The sequence below is a fragment of the Kriegella aquimaris genome, assembly GCF_900103215.1.
Lineage (GTDB): Bacteria > Bacteroidota > Bacteroidia > Flavobacteriales > Flavobacteriaceae > Kriegella > Kriegella aquimaris.
In genome coordinates this window covers 224,827-245,795 of the sequence record NZ_FNGV01000006.1, presented here as the reverse complement: position 1 = coordinate 245,795, position 20,969 = coordinate 224,827, and the positions used below count along the sequence as shown (strand labels likewise).

18 protein-coding genes are annotated in these 20,969 nt (G+C 39.5%); 4 read left to right on the top strand and 14 right to left on the bottom strand.

Translation table 11 applies throughout. The annotated features are described in order from the left end of the window. Positions 1-107 precede the first annotated feature (107 nt). The 11 genes from BLS33_RS14000 to BLS33_RS13950 all read right to left on the bottom strand — a co-directional run bounded on the left by BLS33_RS14000 (position 108) and on the right by BLS33_RS13950 (position 13,806). Positions 108-1,121: a carbohydrate-binding family 9-like protein gene (locus BLS33_RS14000; protein WP_089890338.1), complete on the bottom strand. Its 1,014-nt coding sequence runs from the start codon at positions 1,119-1,121 to the stop codon at positions 108-110. A gap of 372 nt (positions 1,122-1,493) precedes the next feature. Next, complete coding sequence (locus BLS33_RS13995; RefSeq protein ID WP_089890335.1) at positions 1,494-1,832, bottom strand: SdrD B-like domain-containing protein; 339 nt, start codon at positions 1,830-1,832, stop codon at positions 1,494-1,496. Positions 1,833-1,860: 28 nt separating this feature from the next. Next, the gene (locus BLS33_RS13990) at positions 1,861-3,855 is read right to left on the bottom strand and encodes a SusD/RagB family nutrient-binding outer membrane lipoprotein (protein WP_089890331.1); all 1,995 of its coding nucleotides are present in this window, start codon (positions 3,853-3,855) and stop codon (positions 1,861-1,863) included. A 16-nt stretch (positions 3,856-3,871) separates the two neighbouring features. Beyond that, the gene (locus tag BLS33_RS13985) at positions 3,872-7,522 is read right to left on the bottom strand and encodes a SusC/RagA family TonB-linked outer membrane protein (protein WP_089890327.1); all 3,651 of its coding nucleotides are present in this window, start codon (positions 7,520-7,522) and stop codon (positions 3,872-3,874) included. Between the two features lie 147 nt (positions 7,523-7,669). Beyond that, on the bottom strand, positions 7,670-8,830 hold the full coding sequence (locus BLS33_RS13980; protein WP_089890324.1) for a FecR domain-containing protein: 1,161 nt from the start codon (positions 8,828-8,830) through the stop codon (positions 7,670-7,672). Between the two features lie 100 nt (positions 8,831-8,930). Next, a complete protein-coding gene (locus BLS33_RS13975) occupies positions 8,931-9,482 on the bottom strand; it encodes an RNA polymerase sigma-70 factor (protein WP_245731451.1) in 552 nt (183 codons plus the stop codon). 507 nt (positions 9,483-9,989) lie between these two features. Continuing rightward, complete coding sequence (locus tag BLS33_RS13970; protein WP_089890485.1) at positions 9,990-10,265, bottom strand: ATP-dependent Clp protease adaptor ClpS; 276 nt, start codon at positions 10,263-10,265, stop codon at positions 9,990-9,992. Between the two features lie 43 nt (positions 10,266-10,308). Further along, positions 10,309-11,145 (bottom strand): 50S ribosomal protein L11 methyltransferase, encoded by an 837-nt coding sequence (gene prmA, locus BLS33_RS13965; protein WP_089890321.1) that lies wholly within the window; start codon positions 11,143-11,145, stop codon positions 10,309-10,311. Between the two features lie 80 nt (positions 11,146-11,225). Next, positions 11,226-11,975, bottom strand: a complete 750-nt coding sequence (gene tpiA / locus BLS33_RS13960) for a triose-phosphate isomerase (protein WP_089890318.1) — start codon at positions 11,973-11,975, stop codon at positions 11,226-11,228. A 70-nt stretch (positions 11,976-12,045) separates the two neighbouring features. After that, on the bottom strand, positions 12,046-13,143 hold the full coding sequence (locus BLS33_RS13955) for a BT_3928 family protein (protein ID WP_089890315.1): 1,098 nt from the start codon (positions 13,141-13,143) through the stop codon (positions 12,046-12,048). Positions 13,144-13,251: 108 nt separating this feature from the next. Continuing rightward, the gene (locus BLS33_RS13950) at positions 13,252-13,806 is read right to left on the bottom strand and encodes a DUF1599 domain-containing protein (protein WP_089890312.1); all 555 of its coding nucleotides are present in this window, start codon (positions 13,804-13,806) and stop codon (positions 13,252-13,254) included. 112 nt (positions 13,807-13,918) lie between these two features. Between BLS33_RS13950 and folP the strand changes: the two genes are divergently transcribed. Both folP and cdaA read left to right on the top strand, forming a co-directional pair. Beyond that, positions 13,919-14,743 carry a dihydropteroate synthase gene (folP, locus tag BLS33_RS13945; protein ID WP_089890309.1) on the top strand — a complete coding sequence of 275 codons (825 nt, stop codon included), beginning with the start codon at positions 13,919-13,921 and terminating at the stop codon, positions 14,741-14,743. Positions 14,744-14,797: 54 nt separating this feature from the next. Beyond that, the gene (cdaA, locus tag BLS33_RS13940; protein WP_089890303.1) at positions 14,798-15,583 is read left to right on the top strand and encodes a diadenylate cyclase CdaA; all 786 of its coding nucleotides are present in this window, start codon (positions 14,798-14,800) and stop codon (positions 15,581-15,583) included. Here cdaA and BLS33_RS13935 read toward each other — a convergent pair whose 3' ends face one another. Both BLS33_RS13935 and truA read right to left on the bottom strand, forming a co-directional pair. Then, complete coding sequence (locus BLS33_RS13935; protein ID WP_089890298.1) at positions 15,584-17,350, bottom strand: ABC transporter ATP-binding protein; 1,767 nt, start codon at positions 17,348-17,350, stop codon at positions 15,584-15,586. Positions 17,351-17,422: 72 nt separating this feature from the next. After that, positions 17,423-18,181: a tRNA pseudouridine(38-40) synthase TruA gene (truA, locus tag BLS33_RS13930; protein WP_089890295.1), complete on the bottom strand. Its 759-nt coding sequence runs from the start codon at positions 18,179-18,181 to the stop codon at positions 17,423-17,425. 101 nt (positions 18,182-18,282) lie between these two features. Here truA and BLS33_RS13925 point away from each other — a divergent pair, with 101 nt between their 5' ends. Both BLS33_RS13925 and BLS33_RS13920 read left to right on the top strand, forming a co-directional pair. After that, entirely contained in the window at positions 18,283-18,777 is a 495-nt protein-coding gene (locus BLS33_RS13925; protein ID WP_089890290.1) for a metallophosphoesterase family protein, read from the top strand. A gap of 89 nt (positions 18,778-18,866) precedes the next feature. Further along, positions 18,867-20,318 carry a sialate O-acetylesterase gene (locus BLS33_RS13920; protein ID WP_089890286.1) on the top strand — a complete coding sequence of 484 codons (1,452 nt, stop codon included), beginning with the start codon at positions 18,867-18,869 and terminating at the stop codon, positions 20,316-20,318. 93 nt (positions 20,319-20,411) lie between these two features. Here the strand turns inward: BLS33_RS13920 and BLS33_RS13915 are convergent, their stop codons facing one another. Beyond that, positions 20,412-20,822 carry a DUF4293 domain-containing protein gene (locus BLS33_RS13915; RefSeq protein ID WP_089890481.1) on the bottom strand — a complete coding sequence of 137 codons (411 nt, stop codon included), beginning with the start codon at positions 20,820-20,822 and terminating at the stop codon, positions 20,412-20,414. Positions 20,823-20,969: the final 147 nt, after the last annotated feature.

The window sequence follows — 20,969 nt, the reverse complement described above, 5'->3', positions numbered from 1 at the left end:
TAAATTTGGTCAATATGATTTTCGAAGATAGTCGGAACTCATTGAAAGCCCTCATTTATAAAAAAAGCACGTCGTTATAACGTGCCCTTTTATTCTTAAGAATAGCATTATTTTACCGGCTTACTTTCAAATTTTCCATCTTCACGAATTGATAATACGTTACCCGTAAATGGGCTCTCAACACTTATATTCCAACCTAAGGAATGCATTTCAAATTGCGGAGCTATCGTTTTGCCTAAAATTTCTTTTGGTTCTAATTTAATGTCAATTTTATCTTCCTGCCCGTTTATCTCCCTGTATTTTTCATAGAGAAACCATTTCACATGTTCATCTTCAGGAATGGTAAATGAAGCATCGGTACCAACAGGCTTATCGGAAAAATAAACATAACCCCAATGTTCGGGTTCGTGCATGTTTATGACCCCCTGAGGCGACCATACCCAATTGTATTCAGGAAGAAACTTGCCATTTTTCCCTTTTTTTCTGGAATAGCGGCCGTCTTCCATATCAAAGTCCCAATTTACGCGTGAAAAGTTGATGCGCCAAAATTCGTTTACGGGAAGTTTACCATGTGTATTCGCTTCTTTCAGAGCTTCCCAAGGCATTGCGATTTCTACCGACCAACCCTTATCGGTATTTTTTGAATCGTTCAGTGTGCCACTGATGTCTACCCCAGTCTTTAGTCCATTAATGTCCCAGCCATCAATCACTTTGGGGTGATTTCTATAAGGCTTGGTCAAAAAGAGCTCCCAGACCGTGTTCAAGGCATTCATTTCAAATTCCATATAGTCATGGGTATCCCCATCTGGATCAATAAAAATTTCAAAATCATTATTGTAAAAAATAACGGTATCGCGTTGTTTTAGTGTAGCCCAGACGTGTGGCTCTTCCATTTCTGCATAAAAATAAAGATAGGTTTCGTCCCACAACATCTTCATCTGGGTTTTGTAGGTCGGTTTTTCAACTCCCTCGATATCAATAAAACCTTCTGACCATTCGGCGTTTTTCCACGACTTTTCGTTTGCCTTGCCATCAACCTCGATTACATCGATTGTGCGATGTGCCACATAGCTTCTTGGCACCTGTTGCCCTCGCGCAAATGAGAACCCGATGAACAACATTATATATATCTCGTAATATTTTTTTCTATTATTCACTGGAATAATTTAAGTTAAACTCTGTTATTTATCAATTTTCCGGTTGCAAAACAAATTTATGCCATCTGCAATAAAAGATGGCTAAACCGTAAGAATTTCTTCAAAAAAGAAAAGCCATTTTTAAATAAAAATGGCTTTTCAACTACTAACTCAAATCAATACGCTCAATCAAAATCGAGCAGCATTTAAATTTCACCGAACCCAATAGTTACTATTTAGGTCCTGCCCCGTAATCGGGATTCTCTTGGTAGTAAATAGCCTAGAATTTAAAGTAGATAAGTTCTAGGCTATTGTGTTAATTCTTCAAAACAGAGATTTACTAAAATCTCATAAGAATTATTTCTGCGTAAGTGTCAACGCTACTTCCTTTACAATTTCACCGCTTACGTAAAAAATTTGCGGAGTATTTCCACTATCCCACACGACATCGCCAACTGTTATTGTTGCACCCACTAAGTAATTGCCGGCTTCTAACCCTGTAAAAGAGAAGTTACCTTCACTATCCGTAGTCGTATCCATAAGCAAATCTGTGCCTTCAGAATATAGTTTCACCGTAATTCCCGATGTGACATTACCACCATCTGCACTTGCTGTTCCAATAATTGAAGCCTCATCGTTTTTACTACACGATGTGACTAAAACCAATGATATTATTAAAAAGAATATTCTTTTCATTTTTCTAAATTAAAGAGTTAATAGATTTTTATTCCAACACATTTTTCCATTTGGTCTGACGCCCTGTAAACCAAAGTGGCAGATTAAAATCGTCATGCTGGCTAATTTTTGCCCAATTTTCTGGATCTGTCGCTTGAATACTTGGGTTGTAAAGAAACCGCTCTTTCCATTGGAATACCTCGTAGGGAGATCCAGGATTATCACCAAGATAATTGACCAAACGGCGTGCCGCAGCATAAGGAGTCTCAAAATTGAACATATTATAGTGCAATTGTAATTGATTAAAAATAGCTCTAACCTTTTCTTCACTACTCAATCCGGCAAATCGCTGGGCCTCGTTCGCCGCATAGGCGCCCGGGTCGTATTGCATACTTGGCCTATCCCTATCAATTCTAGATTGATCCATGTTACTTGGAAATGAGGGTGTGGTTTGTTGAGAGTAGTTATTATCGGTATTTAAATCATACCAATACTTACAAGATAGTTCTATAGCATTTCTATAATGATCCTCCGCCGATCCGTTTAGCGTACCGAATCCTCTAACGGCTGCTTCGGCCAATGAAAGTTCAGTTTCGACCGCATGGAGCGTGGGATACCGTACATCAAAGTTATATTGTGGACGAACATTATACTCCGAAATCATGTTTTTGTCGGTACCAATAGTCCAACTAATATCATTATATTGGCTACAATGCTCCCTAAATGCTTTCAACAAAAATGCTTCCCTTTGCGATAAATCGGCCGCAGCTTCGTCGCTTAATGTAATCTTCTGCTCATTTCCAGGGGTACCAAAAGTTATCTCGGTTACACCAGGATCAGTCATTATAGGATGATTGATATAATATGCTCTCATCGCCTTACTAAAATAACTGTTCGGATCACTGCCATCGTCCCAAGTAGTTTCCGCACCCACATACCGTCCTAAAATATCCTTTGAGTAAATATAGGCTGTTCTAGGGTCGACGGTGCCATCCATAAGACCTGTTTCAGAATTGTCACCATCGAAGTAGAACAAGGTTTCTCCATTAACTACGACACTACTTTCCGTTGGCACACAGTGCATAACGTCTTCTAAAAATCGTTTAGGGGCCCTACACTCATCAGCTCGTTCCCGAAATGCCCTTGTTATACCCAATTCCACTTGCAAACGGTAAGGCTCAACGATTGCAATATCAGCCAAACCGGCTACATCAGTGTACTGATCGAACAACGGCTTACCGTCCAATTCCGACAATACCGAAGTGGTGAGACTAGGCATCACTTCGCTAACATTCATGGCCCAACGCAAACGTAGCGAGTTGATGTATTTTCGCCACTGCATCAAATTTCCGCCAAATATAACATCTTGCTGTTGAAAAGACCCTTGCTCAGCCGAAGACAAAACAACTCCCTCAAGATAGGTCTCAACCTCTTTCAATTCTTCAATAATGATAGGATATATCTCTTCTTGACCAAGATACTCCGCTTTTTCCCCGTCAAGGGCACCTGCCGACCCTGTTTGAAAATAAGGAACTTCGTCATACAAATCAGTTGCCCGCTGAAACGCATAGGCCTTCATGACGTGCAGCAACTTCATATAAAGCTCATCCATTATAGTACGGTCTTCCTCAGAAATTTTATTATATTCCTTTTGTGCCCACAGTACTTGTTTGACCCATGCACTATTCACATTATTGAATACGCCTCTATTGAAGGAATTGGAACCCCAATCATTTTCAACATCTTGAAGCGTATATGACAGGCCATAATCACTAACCGTATAATAAAGCTGAACCCCAGTTCCCATGATACGCGAACCACTTCTTAATTGATGATATGCCGAACCATAATCGCCCCGCAAGAAAAATCCTCGCGTAAGTTGCGATGTGAAATAACCTGCAATGATACTAATACCCGCGGCATCAGCCTGCTGCTTAGAAAATCCGTCTGGATCTTGGTACAACTCTTCCAATGTGTCTTGACAACCCACAGAACTTACCAAGACCAGGAGTGACAAGATCGATTTAAAAATTATATTTTTCATAATTCTATTTGTTTAATTATAGTTTTGCTTTTACCGACAATCCTACCGAGCGCTGAGCAGGAAGTGCAGTGGTTCCATATGATCCACTAGACCATCCTGTTCCGTTTGATGATTCGGGTATGGTATTGGGAGCTGCCTTATAAAGATAAGCCACGTTATTGGCAAATACAGAGAATTCTATATTGGTCAACCCTATTCTTTTAGAAAGATCAGGGAGTCTATAAGTCAATGAAATATTTCGTAGGGCAACATAATCACTCTTAAAAAGACGGTCTTGAGGAAAAAAGCCATTTGAAAAGTATGACTGGTAATAATAATCTTCAGCAGAAGCTACTTGATTATTTTGAGTACCATCAGAATATACACCGTTCAACAAGACTCCATCATTATAGGTCGGTCCAGCACCAGGATTGGCACCTGCCACTTTCTGTCCACCGTTATCTAAATAATAGGCAACACCTCCGTTTTCTGCATCCCTATATTGCAAGGTTTCATTTAAAACACCAGAAGCCATCATATAGGTTTCGGCTTCATGAATAAATGTAGCTCCAAAAGAGTAGTCTAAATTGACCACCAAACCAAAGTTTTTATAGTTGAAACTACTGAACGCACCACCGGTGACGTCGGGCAACAATTTACCCACTTTTCTATTGCTACTTGTTGAATAACTATAACGAGCCCCATCACCATCAACGATTCGTTGGCCATTATTGGGATCATTATCATCTGAAGGATTGATATAGTTCTGCCATCCCCTTTGCTGATAAATCACTCCATATTCACCACCAACTTCTGCCACGGCGTTCAAACCGTTTGTTCCCCATAATGACAAAGAAGTAAGTTCTCCATCAAGTCTTTCAACTTTGGTTTTACTAGCGGCAAAAGTCATATCGAAATTCCATTGGAAATCTTTCCCAAGGACAGGAATCGTCTTAAGAGCCAATTCCCAACCTGTATTGGCGACATCACCGGCATTCAACCTGATGTTGTTTACACCAAGACCTGGAGGTGCCGTTACTTTCATTATTTGATCGTAAGTGTTCGAATGATACAATGAGAAGTCAATACCCAACCTTCTTTTATCGAATAAATATGCTTCAAGACCTACTTCGTATTCACGCTTACGTTCTGGTTTTAAGTTCGGAACGAAATTGTCATCGATTGGAGGAAGGTCACCAGGAGGCGATAAAATAAAGCCACTTCCCGATGCCGAAACACCTAGGTTTACATTACTGAAGTATCGTGGTCCTGGGCGACCTACATCTGCCCATGAAGTTCTAAGCTTTAAAAATTGCACAACATCTGGCAAGTTAAAAGAGTTGGAAGCAATCCAAGCTACGCTGGCACCAGGGTAGAAATAACTGTTGTTCTGTGGAGGTAAGATCGAAGACCAATCTTGGCGGCCCTGAACCTCAACATACAATTGATCTCTCCAGTCGACTTGAAAAGAACCTAACAAACTGTACAGCATATCTTCTCCATTGTCGAATGTATATACAGGCTGAACACCTGATGGAAGATTCGAGAAGGAAAAGAAATTCGGAATAACCATTCCTCCGATAACGGAAGCACCTTTTCTTTCTGTAAAATTGTTTCTAATAGCTCCACCCACAAAACCGGATAAACCAAATTCTTTGATGCTGGTATCGAAGTTAAAAGTGGCTTGACCATAGGTCTTACGAATATTTCTAGTGTCATCTGTATAAACCGAGCCACTATTTGGGCCAATCAAACTAGGATCTTGTAGTTTCCCTTTGTAAGTATTGTGCTCTGTAGTATTATCCAATCCTCCTAAAACAGTGGCAGTAAAAACATCATTGAACGTCAAGTCAAGGGTTAACGATTGAATACTGTGAACCCGCTTAAAAATGGATTCATTCTGTGTCCAGTCCCATAATGTACCTATAACAGATTGCCTTCCTCCAGAAATAAAATTGCTCTGTAAATCAGGGTTCGAAAAGTAGTTATAACCATTATCGGTTACCATAGTGCTTCGTAACAAATCAACATCAATATCTCTAGAATATGCACCTAAAGATGATCTTGCCCCTTGGGCATCAAAAGATCCCGCATAAGCCGAATTTAGATTATTTGTCGTATAGTAGTTACCCACGTACCTTACTGATATAAAGTCATTCAACTTATAAGTAGAACTTAAACTAAAAGTATTCTTCTTGTACTCTGAATTTAAGAACACCGGCGTTAAGCGCATATTGGTATAAGAGAATCGCATAGATCCCTTGTCATTACCGCCACTTACGGCAACATTGGCAGTTTGTTGAATACCTGTTCTGAACAACTGATCATAAACTGTTTGTCTATTGGCTACCCATGGTTTTTTTGATCCGTCCCACCAATTCAAGTTTACGTTTGGATCGAATTTAGGTCCGAAAGCTGCACCTGCAACGTCCAATGCTCTTTGGTTATTATCATCAAGATAATAACCCTGAGCATCGGTTTGGGTGTTACTTGGGCTTCTACCTGTACCATATTGATCTTGAAACTCGGGCATGAAGGCACTTTTATCCATTGAAGTGGTAAATGAGGCAGAAACACCTAGCCCTTGGCCTTTTGTACCACTCTTGGTCGTAATCAATATTACGCCGTTCGCCCCTTCACTACCATATAGCACAGAAGCCTTCGCTCCTTTTAGAATCTCAAAGGATGCAATATCATCAGGGTTGATATCATTAATGCCGGTACCGTTGTCCCTACCGCTGCGCTCGTTATAGCTTATACTTGTATTCTCATCGTGAATAGGTACTCCATCGACTACAATCAAAGGTCTGGTCGTAGAATTTTCGTCAAACGAAACAGCGTTACGAATATTGATTTTCATACCTCCGGAAGGGCCAATTGCCGTGGAGGCCACAGAAACACCTGAAGCTGTACCGTACAATGATTGCAATGCATTAACAGGTGTACCACTTGCAAGAATTCGCTCGGTATCGACCTTAGCAACGGAATACCCCAGTGCTTTGGCATCTTTCTTAATCCCTAAGGCCGTTACAACCACTTCATCCAATTGACTAGCATCTTCTTCCAACACCATATTAATAGTGTCGCGGCTTCCAACAGCCAATTCCTTTGTTGTATAACCAAGAGAAGAAAATACCAAAGTAGCCGTATCGGATACCGTAATGACATAATTACCGTCAAAATCAGTCGATGCCCCATTAGAAGTACCTTTTTCCACGACGTTTACTCCGGGTAAAGGAACCCCATCTTCATCAGTCACAGTACCGGTAACTTGATTTTGAACGGTTTTGCCAACCTTGATATTACTATCTGGTATTGTTGAATTCTCTTTGACATCGCTCAGTACAATCTGGCGATTATCAAATACTTTATAATCTATTGAAGTATTTTGAAAAATTTCGCGTAAAACTATAGCTATACGTTTTTTGCTAACATTGATGGAGACCTTTCTATCAGGGTCCACCTCTTCATTATTATATAAGAACCTAAATTCTGTCTTTGCTTCAATTTCATTGAAGACCTCTTCTAGACTAACATTCTTTAAGTTGAGCGTAATTTTTGTGTTCTGTGAATACGTGTTGGCCTGAATCTTAAAAAGCGAAACAATTAAGAGTATTGTAGTTAGCTTCATTTTTAGACCAAAGTTAAAAAGGTTTGGGCGTTGCGTGCCTCTTTTCTTTTTTTTCATTTTTCGGTGTAGTTAATTTAGTTAATTAAAATCATAATTCACTCATCTCAAGAAGCCCCATGCCTTTGCGCGCATATTTCTCGGCTTCCCTAACACAAGATTTGTACTACTTTCATTTCATATCGTTTTGGATTTTAAGGTTATTATTCAATTTATGGTTATCCCATTTTGATTTTTGGTATAGGTAAAAGGATAATTTTTAGATATGTAGTTCAGCACTTGGTCAATACTTTCGATATTCAAATCAAAAGAGGCACTGAATACGGTTTCATTGAGCGCTTCATTGGTACTGGTTATCTCGACATCATAAAACCGTTCCAATTTTTTTATCATTGCCCCAAAAGTGGTTCTTCTGAACACTAATTTTCCTTCTATCCATCCTACATGTAAATCCAATTCCGTTTCGGTGACTATCGTGCTTTCCGTAAGCCTATCCCAAGAAGCCATGCGACCCGGAGTAACCAAATCACTATTATCAGAAGTGTCATCATATACCTTTACCAGACCGGAAACGACTACTGTATTTACTTGCGGGTCCTCTTCATAAGATGATATGTTGAATTTGGTGCCCAATACTTCTATGTTCAGTTTACCCGTATTGATCAAAAAAGGATGCTGTTTGTCCTTTGCCACATTGAAATAAGCCTCCCCATCCAAAAAAACTTCCCTCTTATGACCTTTCAAAAATTTTATAGGATACCTAAGTGACGTACCGGCATTCAAGTGTACCGATGTACCATCAGATAGTGAAATCAGGAATTTTTTCCCATAGGGTACTTTAAGAACATTATAGGCAAGTTTCTCTTCGGCCGACGCAGTTTTATAACTTATAGAATCTTTGTTTTGAACCCCGATTACTTCCCCTTTAGCATTCGTTATCTTGTTTCCTTTTTCAGGATCAATAACCTTGATGGTACCATCTTCAAGTTCTAACGTAATGACATCCTCAGGAATTTGAACGTCAGCATTGGAATCAGCGGAAATCTGATAAAACAAATACCCCGATAATGCGACAAGACCAATAAAGACAGCCGCTAAACGCCCAAGAAACCTAAGTGTTAAAACCTTTGGCTTTTTCACCGACAACGACTCAAGCTTTTTCCACTGCTCAGCTCTGTCATTGTTTAAATCGCTTCTAGTCTTCTGATATGTTTTTAAGGCAGTTTTATCATTAAGTTGTGAAAGGATATGATTCTTATCCTCATCAGAAAAGATTTCCTTCAGAGGAGCCTCATCGACCTGTTCCCCGCTAAGAACTTTTGCCGCAATCGATTTGGCCATTACTATCACTTTTCTTAAATAACCCATATGCTTCAATTAGATGGAATATGCAGTTACATTCCCCTCATTTTTTAATAAGACGAGAGAAACGTTAAACAGGGTGAAAAAAAATTGTGATTTTTTTAACTTATGTCAAAAATATGGAGAGAAAAAGAAAGTAATCCTTTTTTAAAACTGCTCTTAGCTTTTTATAGGCTATGCGTTTTTGCGTTTTAACAGTGTTCACAGAAATATCAAGTTCTTCGGCAATTTGTTGATTTGACAAACCTAAAACACTTAATTTAGTAACCTCCCTTGACTTCATAGGTAATTTCTCCAAGGCGGCCGCAATTATTTCATAGGTTTCCGACAGCATCACTTCCCTTAAGAAAAAAGAATTGGATTCCACTTTTTTCAGCTGTTCTATTTTGACATCCGATTTCACCTTGAAATGTTTACTCTTCAAATAATCTAGGGATTTGTTTTTAACAGAAGCGTATAGATACGATTTGACCACCACTTCGTCATTGAATTCAATTCTTTTATTCCACACCTGAACAAAAACCTCTTGTACGACATCTTTAGAAATCTCGATATCGTTCAAAAATTTGTTTGCAAATAGGCAAAGTGGCGTAAATAAGGTATTGAACAGCAGGTTGAAATCGCCAGAACTAATCTTATATTTTTTTGAGAGAGCCATTCATCGCACAATTATTACTACGAACATTTAAGGCATGGAATATACCACTTTTGCAGCTGAAAAGGGTTAGGTATATTTCTTACATTAATCGAAAACTACAATAGCAAGCAAACCGCACACCACAAAGCTTTCCAAGGCAAACAGCCAGTATGTTATTCTATTATTTAAGTTCTGGGCAAATATCAATTTCTGCCGAATTACTAAAATACGGGCTTTAACCGTGAAATATGAAATGATTTAAAAGTTTGAAAATGACCAGGGAATCAGGGATAGAAAGTTGACAGCATCTCAAATTCCTTATTATGCAACTAATAGTAGCCGGATTTAAGATTATCCGTGGATTTCAGACCCTAGAACGTCTAAAATATTAGCACGACAGTGTACTACAATAAGAAAAGATTTTACAAGAAATTAGGGAATACTTTTTGGCTACCAAAAAACATCTTGGTATGGTGACGGCCTGCAATAAGCCAAGGAAAACCATGCTATAACGTTAGGCTTTACGCACTAAACGATTTCAGCACTCAGTCCGGCTTGTAGCAATCCACTACATTGTGGTTCCAAATCATTGTACTCTCCTGTTTTGACAGTGCATTTGCCGTTGTAATGAACTATCAAAGCGCATTGTTCGGCTTGCTCAGGAGTGTGATCGCAAACAGCGATTAATGTTTCAATAACATGATCAAAAGTGTTGACCTCGTCGTTGAAAAGTACAATTTCATTCTGTTTCACTACTTTTTCCTCTAAAAGCAGCTCTTCCGATATTTTTTCTTTGGTGCTCATAGTGATAACATTTATACATTCATTTCTACCAGTATAACACTCCCTAAAATACATATTTTACGGCAACCCAATTATTTTTTTCGATGTTTTTTTCAAATTCTAGGTTTAACTCCCTACATTTTGCAGAAATCGTAGGAATGTCTTCGGAATAAAACCCACTTAGAAATAGCTGTCCATCTTTTTTTAGTGATTCGGCATATCGCGGGATATCTTCCAACAATATATTTCGATTAATATTGGCCAAAATAATATCGTATTTCATCGATCCCAACAGACTACTATCCCCCTCTTTCACATTGATATGGTCACAGTTGTTCCGTTGCACGTTTTCTTTGGCGTTCACATAACACCAATTATCAATATCGATGGCATCAACATGAGAAGCGCCTTTCATTGCGGCCAAGATAGCCAGTACGCCAGTTCCCGAACCCATATCCAACACCGATTTACCGTCAAAATCGTGGTCCAAAATAAACTGTAACATCATATGGGTAGTTTCGTGGTGCCCAGTTCCAAAACTCATCTTTGGTTCAATGACGATATCGTATTTTGTCGTTGGTTTTGCATGAAAAGGAGCACGGACCATACATTGGTCACCTACTTGAATAGGATCGAAATTCTGCTCCCAAGTCGCATTCCAATTTTCTTGTTCGATTTCTTTTAAAGAGAAATCAATTTTAAAATTCTTATTATCAAAAATCTGGATGCCTTTAAGAATAGTGTCGTTCCAATCCGTTTTTTGAATGTACGCCAAAATCCCTTCCTCATTCTCGACAAAACTTTCAAAACCGGCCTCTCCCAATTCGGCAATTAAAATATCGGAAGCAGGTTGTTGAGGCTCAATCTTAAAATTATATTCTACATAAATGGTATTTGACATGCGCTACTTCATAATATGAATGAAAAATAGGAGGTTCTCATTTCTTCGAAGTAAAAACCTCCTAAAAAGACGTTTTAGCTCTAAATGGCACTTATAATTGCCACAAAGTCATCAGCTTTTAATGACGCCCCACCAATGAGTCCCCCATCAACATCAGGTTTTGAGAAAATTTCTTCTGCATTGGCCGGTTTAACGCTTCCTCCGTAAAGAATAGAAACATTATTGGCTATAGTTGCATCATAAGCTTCCGTAATTGTTTTTCGAATAAAGGCGTGCATTTCTTGGGCTTGCTCGGGAGATGCAGTTTCACCTGTACCAATTGCCCAAACAGGCTCATAAGCCAATATAATTTTCGACCATACACTAGCATCCAAAGAAAATAGTGCATTCTTCAGTTGGCTTTCAACAAGGTTAAAATGGTTGCCAGATTTTCTATCTTCCAATTCTTCCCCAAAGCAAAACATGACACGCATGCCCTTGCCCAATGCCGTAACCACTTTTTTAGCCAAAATCTCATCGGTTTCTCCAAAATAAGCTCTTCTTTCTGAATGACCTATAATGACAGTCTCGACCCCCACACTCAATAACATATCTGCAGAAATTTCACCGGTATAGGCTCCGTTTTCTGCGAAATGGACGTTCTGTGCAATAACCTCAATAGTCGAAGTTTCCAACGTACGTACGGCCTTGGCCAAATTAACAAAAGTAGGTGCCACCATGACTTCGGCTTTTGTATCGGGCAGTTTTGCTGAAAGTTCGGTAAGCAAGGCTTCCGTCTCTTTCATATTTTTGTTCATTTTCCAATTTCCTGCAACAATTTTACTTCTCATTTTCGATGTGTTTAGTTTCTAAAATTCTATACTCTTTGATTTCATCCAATGCATCAGCTTTAAAATCCGATTAATTGAATTCCAAATCTCCTAAATCGTTATAATGTACTTTTTGCTTGATAGTTCCTTTTTCCAACACCAAAACTCCCGGGTTCGAACGAACTATAGTCTTCAATGTAGTTTCATCAGTAAAATAAAACTCAAAATTCAAATCGTAGGTCTGACGTAATTGTTGGGTCTGTTCATCATTGGATGCCGACATACCAATTACTTTATATCCCTTCTTTACCGCACTATCGGTAATTTGCTTTATTTGTTCAAAAACGGGCATATGGCTCTTTCGCAAATCGTAAGCCACCACCATGATTAATTTCGGTTTTTGAAGTAAGGTCGCTGCAAAGTCTTCACCTTCTTGTTCTATGGTAAAATCATGTATGGGCGGTTCATAACCTTTTTGTATTTCAGTCGTCTCGACATCGATAAATTCACCATCGACCGTCGGATAATCGCCTTGGGTAACAAAAACCTTTTCCTCGCCATCGACCTTAAATTTCCATGCATATTCAAATATAGCTTTGGGCGCACCTTCGGGGACTCCCATACCCTGCTCGATATTTGCACCGATTTTATACGGTCTAAAGTCAATTACCGGCAAATGATTTAGCACGTAATTGGCATAGATTCCGCATAACACCAATGCGATTACAGTAACGATTCTTTTGGTATTCGGGCCAAAAACCGACTTAATATGCTTACTGCCTACAAATAAAACAACAATCAATACCAGAAGTACAATATCTTTTGTGAACGATTCCCATGGAGTCAATTTGATAGCATCTCCAAAGCAACCACAGTCGGTCACCTTATTGAAATAGGCCGAATAAAATGTCAGGAAGGTAAAAAACACAATCATTAGCAATAAGCTCCACACTGTAAACTTCACCCGAAAGCCAGTCAAGAGCATTACGCCCAACATCACCTCGAAAATGACAACAAAAATAGAAATAGTCAATGCATACGGCTCAAAAAACGGAAGATCTAAAACGCCGGCACTGAAATATTCTTGCAGTTTGAATGAGAAACCAACAGGGTCATTGAGTTTTATGAACCCGCTAATAATAAAAAGAACTCCAACTATTATACGTGATAAACCGACTATATATTTCATGTTTTCTTTAAGTGAATATTATGCTATCCGACACACTGATTATTAGATTAACATTAAGAATTGCAGTGTAAATTATATGCTAGGGTCATACCGTGCTTTAATGAAAGTTTACCCCTTTTCAGATTGGTGCTCATCCATATGGATAAGTGCAAAAATGGCATAATTTATCATATCCTGATAATTGGCATCGATTCCCTCACTGACCAAAGTTTTCCCTTTGTTATCTTCTATCTGTTTAACGCGCAACAATTTCTGCAAAATCAAGTCGGTCAAAGAACTTATGCGCATATCACGCCAAGCCTCTCCATAATCATGGTTCTTTTTCTCCATAAGTGATTTTGTTTCCGAAATATGCTTATCATAAAGTGCTACGGCTTTTTCCTCGGAAAGATCAGGTTCAGAGGCGATGCCCATTTCCAATTGAATGAGGGCCATTATCGCATAATTAATGATACCGATAAATTCAGAACGTTCTCCCTCATCTACTTTACGAACTTCGTTTTCTTGCAAACTTCGTATACGTTGAGCTTTGATATATATCTGATCGGTCAGGGAAGGAAGCCTTAAAATTCGCCAAGCGCTGCCATAATCCTTCATTTTTTTTTGAAACAGATTCCGGCAAATAGCTACTACCGCATCGTATTGTTCAGAAGTTTGCTGCATCTATTTTTTTTACTACCACTTAAATGGTAAATTTCGCTTAAAATTTCAATTCGCCAAAGTTCGCGTTTTAAACTCGGTTTATCAAGCCCAATTCCTCCAACTTTATCAAATTATGACTATCAATTGCAAAGGAAATTTAATTGATCTGAGCCAACCCAAGGTCATGGGTATTCTCAATATAACCCCTGATTCTTTTTATGACGGTGGAAAGTACACCAAAGAAAAGAATATTTTACTGCAGGTGGAAAGTATGCTACATGAAGGGGCCACCTTCATCGATGTGGGCGCATATAGTTCGCGGCCGGGGGCAACGGAAATATCGGAAGAAGCCGAAACAAAAAGAATAGTTCCGGTGATAGAAGCGCTACAGAAAGAATTTCCTGAAAGCCTACTATCCATTGACACTTTTCGTAGTAATGTTGCCAAGGAATGTTTGCAGGTAGGTGCGGCAATGATTAATGATATTTCCGCAGGAATGCTAGACGAAAACATGTTTGACACTATTGCGGCCTATCAAGTACCCTATATTATGATGCACATGCGGGGCAATCCCAAAAACATGCAACAGCAGACCAATTATGAAAATTTACTTACAGAGATACTTCAATTCTTTTCTGAACGCATCGTTTTGGCAAGAGCTAAGCAAATTAATGACCTGATGGTTGACCCGGGTTTTGGGTTCGCCAAAAATATAGCACAAAATTACGAGTTGCTTCGACAGTTGCACTTGTTTCAAACCTTTGAACTTCCCATCTTGGCCGGTCTAAGCAGAAAATCAATGATCTATAAAATTTTAGGCGGTAGTGCCGAAAACGCGCTCAATGGAACTACCGCACTGAATATGGTAGCCCTGCAAAAAGGAGCTTCCATTTTAAGGGTGCACGATGTAAAAGAGGCTGTAGAATGTATTAAATTGGCAAAAGCACTTGCTTCATAAAAGGTTTGAATTTTTGTTCATCTATTTTTCATAATTTTACAAAAACGGTACTAATTGGATTTTTTGAATTTTATCGACTTCGAGATTACCGATGTCCTCGACATCATTTTAGTCGCAGTACTTCTCTACTACATCTATAAATTGGTCCGCGGCTCCGTTGCGATCAATATCTTTTTGGGCATTGTTATCGTTTGGGGCTTTTGGAAACTCACCGAACTCTTGGGTATGGAAATGATCAGCAGTATGGTCGGGGCATTTATGCAAGTGGGCCTTATTGCATTGATTATTGTATTTCAACAAGAGATCCGGAAGTTTTTATTGATGATCGGGTCTACCAATTTCGCCAACAAGCGCAATTTTCTCAAACACTTTAAATTTTTACGGCAAGAAGGATTGACGACCTCTACAAATATTGATGAAATTGTAAATGCATGCCAAAAACTGAGTGAGACCAAAACGGGTGCCATTTTGGTTATCGAGCGTAATAATTCTTTGGATTTTATAAAATCTACTGGGGATAAAATGAACATTGAAATCAACCAGCCCATTATAGAAAGTATATTCTATAAAAACAGTACGCTACATGATGGTGCAGCGGTAATCGTAAATAATTACATCGTTGCAACAAGGGTTATCCTTCCCGTCTCCAACGAACGTAAGATTCCTTTAAAATATGGATTGCGACATCGCGCGGCACTAGGTATTTCAGAAAAGACAGATGCATTATCGTTAGTGGTAAGCGAAGAAACAGGGGGCATATCTTATATAAAGAATGGAGGTTTTGCCCATTTCAAAGATTTAGAGGAACTCAAAACCATGTTGGAGGAGGATTTGATTTAATTAGGCCACCTCTTCGGCCATAAACTGGGCCTCATAAAGTCCGCTGTAATAACCATCCTGTTTCAAAAGTTGTTTGTGGGTACCCGTTTCGACAATCTTACCGGCATCCATAACCAAAATTTTGTCCGCTTTCTTAACTGTTGCCAAACGGTGCGCTATAACGATACTGGTTCTACCTTCAGTAATTTTATCGGTAGCCCGCTGTATCAGTTGTTCAGAATAGGTGTCGACCGAAGATGTTGCTTCATCCAATACCAAAATACTCGGATTGCTGGCATACGCCCGTAAAAATGCTATAAGCTGGCGTTGACCACTTGAAAGCATAGTGCCCCGCTCTTTAACATTGTATTGATACCCGCCCGGTAAACTGCTTATAAATTCATGCACCCCGATCTCTTTGGCCGCCCGCTCAATATCATCAACACTTACGGAAGGATCTTTTAATGAAATATTGTTGGCTATGGTATCGGCAAAAAGGAAAACATCTTGCAAAACTACGGCGATATGCCCTCTTAAGGAAGCCAATTTGTAATCTTTGATATCAATTCCATCGACGGAAATGCTTCCGGAATTGATTTCATAAAACCGGTTGAGCAGATTAATAATGGTAGATTTTCCGGCACCGGTAGCTCCAACAATGGCCACGGTTTCTCCGGCTTTCACTTCAAAGGAAATTCCGTGTAGCACTTCTTCATCTTCCAAATACCCAAAATGTACATCCGAAAATTTAATATCTCCTTTAACTGTATCCTTCACTTCTGTACCCAAATCTTCAATATTGCTTTCGGTATCCAATATCTTAAAAACCCGATTTGCGGCCACCATACCCATTTGCAACGTATTGAATTTATCGGCGATTTGACGGAGCGGTCGAAATAGAATCTCAATAAATAAAATAAATGCGAATATCGTTCCTGCAATGTTATCACCAATATTCGTCACGTTTTGAAGACCACCGTACCAAACCACCAAACCAACTGCAACCGAGGAAACAATTTCTGCTATAGGAAAGAAAATGGAATTGTACCATACCGTTTTAAGCCAGGCATTTTGATGCTTTTCATTGATTTCACGAAATTTTTCGGCCTCAATTTTTTCCCGCGTAAACAACTGCACGATTTTCATACCCGTAATACGCTCTTGAACAAAAGAGTTTAAATTAGAGACTTGGGCACGTACTTCTATAAAGGCTACTTTCATCGCTTGCTGAAACAAACGGGTAGCATACAAGATAACCGGAAGTATGGCGAAAACGATAAGCGATAACTTCCAATTCATGTACAACATCATTGCGGCAGCAGCAAGCATTTTTAATAGATCGGCAAAAATGACAAAAAAGCCTTGGCTGAAAATTTCCCCGATACGCTGCATATCAGCTACCGCCCGTGTAACCAAAACCCCTAAGGAAGAATTATCAAAATACTTCATACGAAACCCAAGCATGTGCTTAAAAAGGTCGATACGAACGTCTTTGATTACAGATTCCCCGAGCCAATTCGCGTAGTAATTGAACAACAATTGGCTTATGACCTGCCCTAATAACACGACCAACATAAGCAAGGTAAGTGACAGTAATTTTTCGGAATCGGATTTGATGATCGCATCATCAACTATATTCTGCAAAATATAAGGACTCATTACTGCAAAACCTGATGAAACAATGGCCGCTACGGCCACTAAAATAAAAGTAAACTTGTAAGGCCGGGTATGCGCCATTACCCGTTTGAAGAGTCGAGTATCAAAAGCTTTCCCCGTGTCTGTGCTCATACTTATTTATTATTAAAATCGACCAACTTTCGACCAAATCTAAATTTTATATCGTGATTTAGAAGGCTAGAGTTAATTAATTTTGGTACTATTTAAAATGGTTTCTGGATACAAAACTTTCGTCAAATATAACCCTTTTGCAGGGACTGAAGGTCCTGCATTTCTTCGGTCACCGCTTTTTATGATGGCCTTAACATCTTCAATACTATTCTTCCCTGTGCCCACATCCAGTAGCGTGCCCACAATGGCCCTGACCATATTTCTTAAAAAGCGATCCGCTACAATGGTAAACACCAAAACCCCCTTCTGGTCGACCCATTCCGCCCTTTTTATAGCACACAAATAGGTATTAACATCAGTGTTCGATTTTGAAAAACATTCAAAATCTTCATATTCCAAAAGTTGCGCAGCCGCTTCGTTCATTTTTTTCACATCTAGCGGATGCTTTACATAATGCGCTGCTTCTGCATAAAACGGATTTTTCTTTTGTAAGACCCAATACTCATAGGCACGTTCAATGGCATCAAAACGGGCATGGGAACCAGCTTCGACTTCAAATATAGAGTGTACGGCAATGTCATCTGGCAGAAAAGCATTCAATCGGTATACGAGACCATTCGTGTCATCGACCGAATCATAATCGAAGTGCGCGAACATTTGCTTTGCATGAACCCCCGCATCGGTGCGCCCTGCGCCAACTAGCGCAATAGTTTGCCGAAGAAGCTTTGAAAGCGCGTCTTCCAAAACTTGTTGCACACTTATGGCATTGGGTTGGTTCTGCCAGCCGTGGTATTGTTTCCCGACGTATGAAAACTCTATAAAATATCTCAACGTGATTCTTTAGCTTTGTGCGTGCAAAGATAATAGTTAGGAGTTAGGAGTACCAAGATACTTCCCATAAACTCCGAGCGGCCGACGATGAATTCTAATATATGACAAAAATTCTACTGCTTTCCGATACCCATAGCCATATCGATGATGCTATTCTAAAATATGCCAAACAGGCCGATGAAATATGGCATGCCGGCGACATCGGAAATCTTGCGGTAACCGATACCCTGGCGAAAATCAAACCGGTTAGAGGCGTACATGGCAATATCGATGACCATATAATTCAAAAAGAATTTCCGTTGAATGCCCGATTCTTATGTGAAAAAGTGGCCGTTTACATGACACACATCGGTGGTTACCCTCCTAAATACAATGCCAGAACACGAGCAGAAATACTTGAGAACCCCCCAAAGCTATTTATAAGTGGCCATTCCCATATTTTAAAAGTCATGTGGGACAAAAAACTTGGAGTCTTGCATATGAACCCCGGAGCGTGCGGCAAACACGGTTTTCACCAAGTACGCACCATGTTGCGATTTGTCATCAATGGTGCCGATATTAAAGATTTGGAAGTCATTGAATTGGGAAAGCGATAAGATTGTTTATTTTTAGGGAATAAATTAAGAAATACTACGAAACACTTAAATTTAAAGGAAGCACAACGCTCCAATTAAAACCTTAAAGAATGAAAAAAACACCATTTTATTTTGCAATGCTTTTATGCCTATTACTTACCACTCCGGGCCGAGCGGAAGTAAAATTGCCCGCCATTGTTTCCTCCGATATGGTTTTGCAACGCAATACGACCGTAACACTTTGGGGGTGGGCCGATGCGGGTGAGAAAATAACCATCAGTGCGTCATGGCTCGACACCCCTTTACAGATAAAGACCGATAAGGCGGGGAATTGGAAAACCGAGATAAAGACCACCAACGACAAAAACGCTCAAACGATAAAAATAACAGGGGATGGTTCGAATATTTTACTGGAAAACATTCTTTTTGGAGAGGTCTGGCTTTGTTCAGGACAATCAAATATGCAACAACCGCTGAACGGCTATACCGGCCAACCTACTTTTGGAGCGCTAGAAGCAATTTCCTCATCTAAAAATCCGAATTTACGTCTATTTACAGTAGATCGTATCGGTTCTAAAACCCCCTTAAAAGATATAGAAAAATTTACCGGATGGCAAGCGGCAAGTCCTGAGACAGTCAAAGATTTTAGTGCTATAGCTTATTTTTATGGACAACGATTACAAGAAATTTTAGACGTTCCGGTGGGCATGATTCACACCTCATGGGGAGGAAGCAGTGTACAGGCCTGGCTAAGTAAAGAAGCCATGGAAAATTATCAAAAAGTGGACCTTGATGGCGTTGACATCACAAAAGGCACCAATCATATCCCTACGGCACTATACAATTCGATGATCCATCCGTTGATTCCATACACCATAAAAGGCGCATTGTGGTATCAAGGGGAATCAAACCGGGGAGAACCGGAAAACTACAAAAACCTATTCCCAGCCATGGTAAAAGATTGGCGAACACGATGGGGCATTGGCGATTTTCCGTTCTATTATGTACAGATAGCACCTTATATGTATGGTGACAATGAAGTGTTCGCAACATCTGACAACTCTGCATTTATTCGCGAGACACAATTACAATGTTTAGACCTTATTCCGAATTCGGGTATGGCCGTCACCATGGATATAGGCGATGACTATTGTATTCATCCTCCAAAAAAGAAAGAAGTGGCCGACCGTTTGCTTTTCAATGCACTGAATGAGACATACGGTTTCAAGACCATAGATTATGCCGGGCCGACCTTTGCTTCTTTGGAGGCCCAAGAAGGAGGTCTTCTTTTAAAATTTGACAACGCTGAAACGGGTCTTTTCGCCCACGACGAGCTACAAGGCTTCGAGATTGCAGGAGAAGACAAAGTCTTTTACCCTGCCGAAGCAACCATCATAGACCGTAAAGATGTATTAGTGAAGAGCGTCAAAGTACCAAACCCTGCCGCTGTAAGATATGCATGGCGCAACTGGGTCGTAGGTACGCTTTTTGACACCAACCTATTACCGGCATCTTCATTTAGAACTGACGATTGGAACGATGCTACAAAAGCTGCGGAATAAAAGTCTATTCGCAATAAGTAACTTTCTGAAAATTAAAAACCCCGATGCTTCCATCGGGGTTTACACGCACTAATACTTACTAAGATGTTAGGTTTAACGCAGACGATCAACAGATTTCACGAGATCTTCATCCTTCTTGATAGCCCTGTTGGCCAGGACCAAAAAAACGATAGAAAATACAGGAATCAACATCCCAATACCCTTCTCTGAGACCGAGGTCTCTCCGGATAAGTTTAGCGACCGATAAACGAAAAATCCTAGTAAAAAAAGATTCAATATCATATTCAATCTGTTTAATACAAATTGATTTTTTCGATTTTTAAAAAGTAAAATGGCAATCATGGCCAATACGGCAGAAACGTAAAATAGTCCCGATACCATGATTTCATTGTCAGCATAAATTTCGTTACCATTCGCATCTGACCACAAATTCACCCAGAACGGTAACACTCCGGTCAAGAGGATAACTACGAAGAGGAAAATAGTCTGTATACGCTGGATCATTATAATTTTACCTTTATAGATGCAAAAATACATGTCTTTTCAAAAAATATCGACTAATTGATCAAAATAATTCGTATTATTGTACCGTTATTAGTTATAGCCCTTACCAAACGGGAAATCTTTCCCATGTAATACCCAGATAACAAT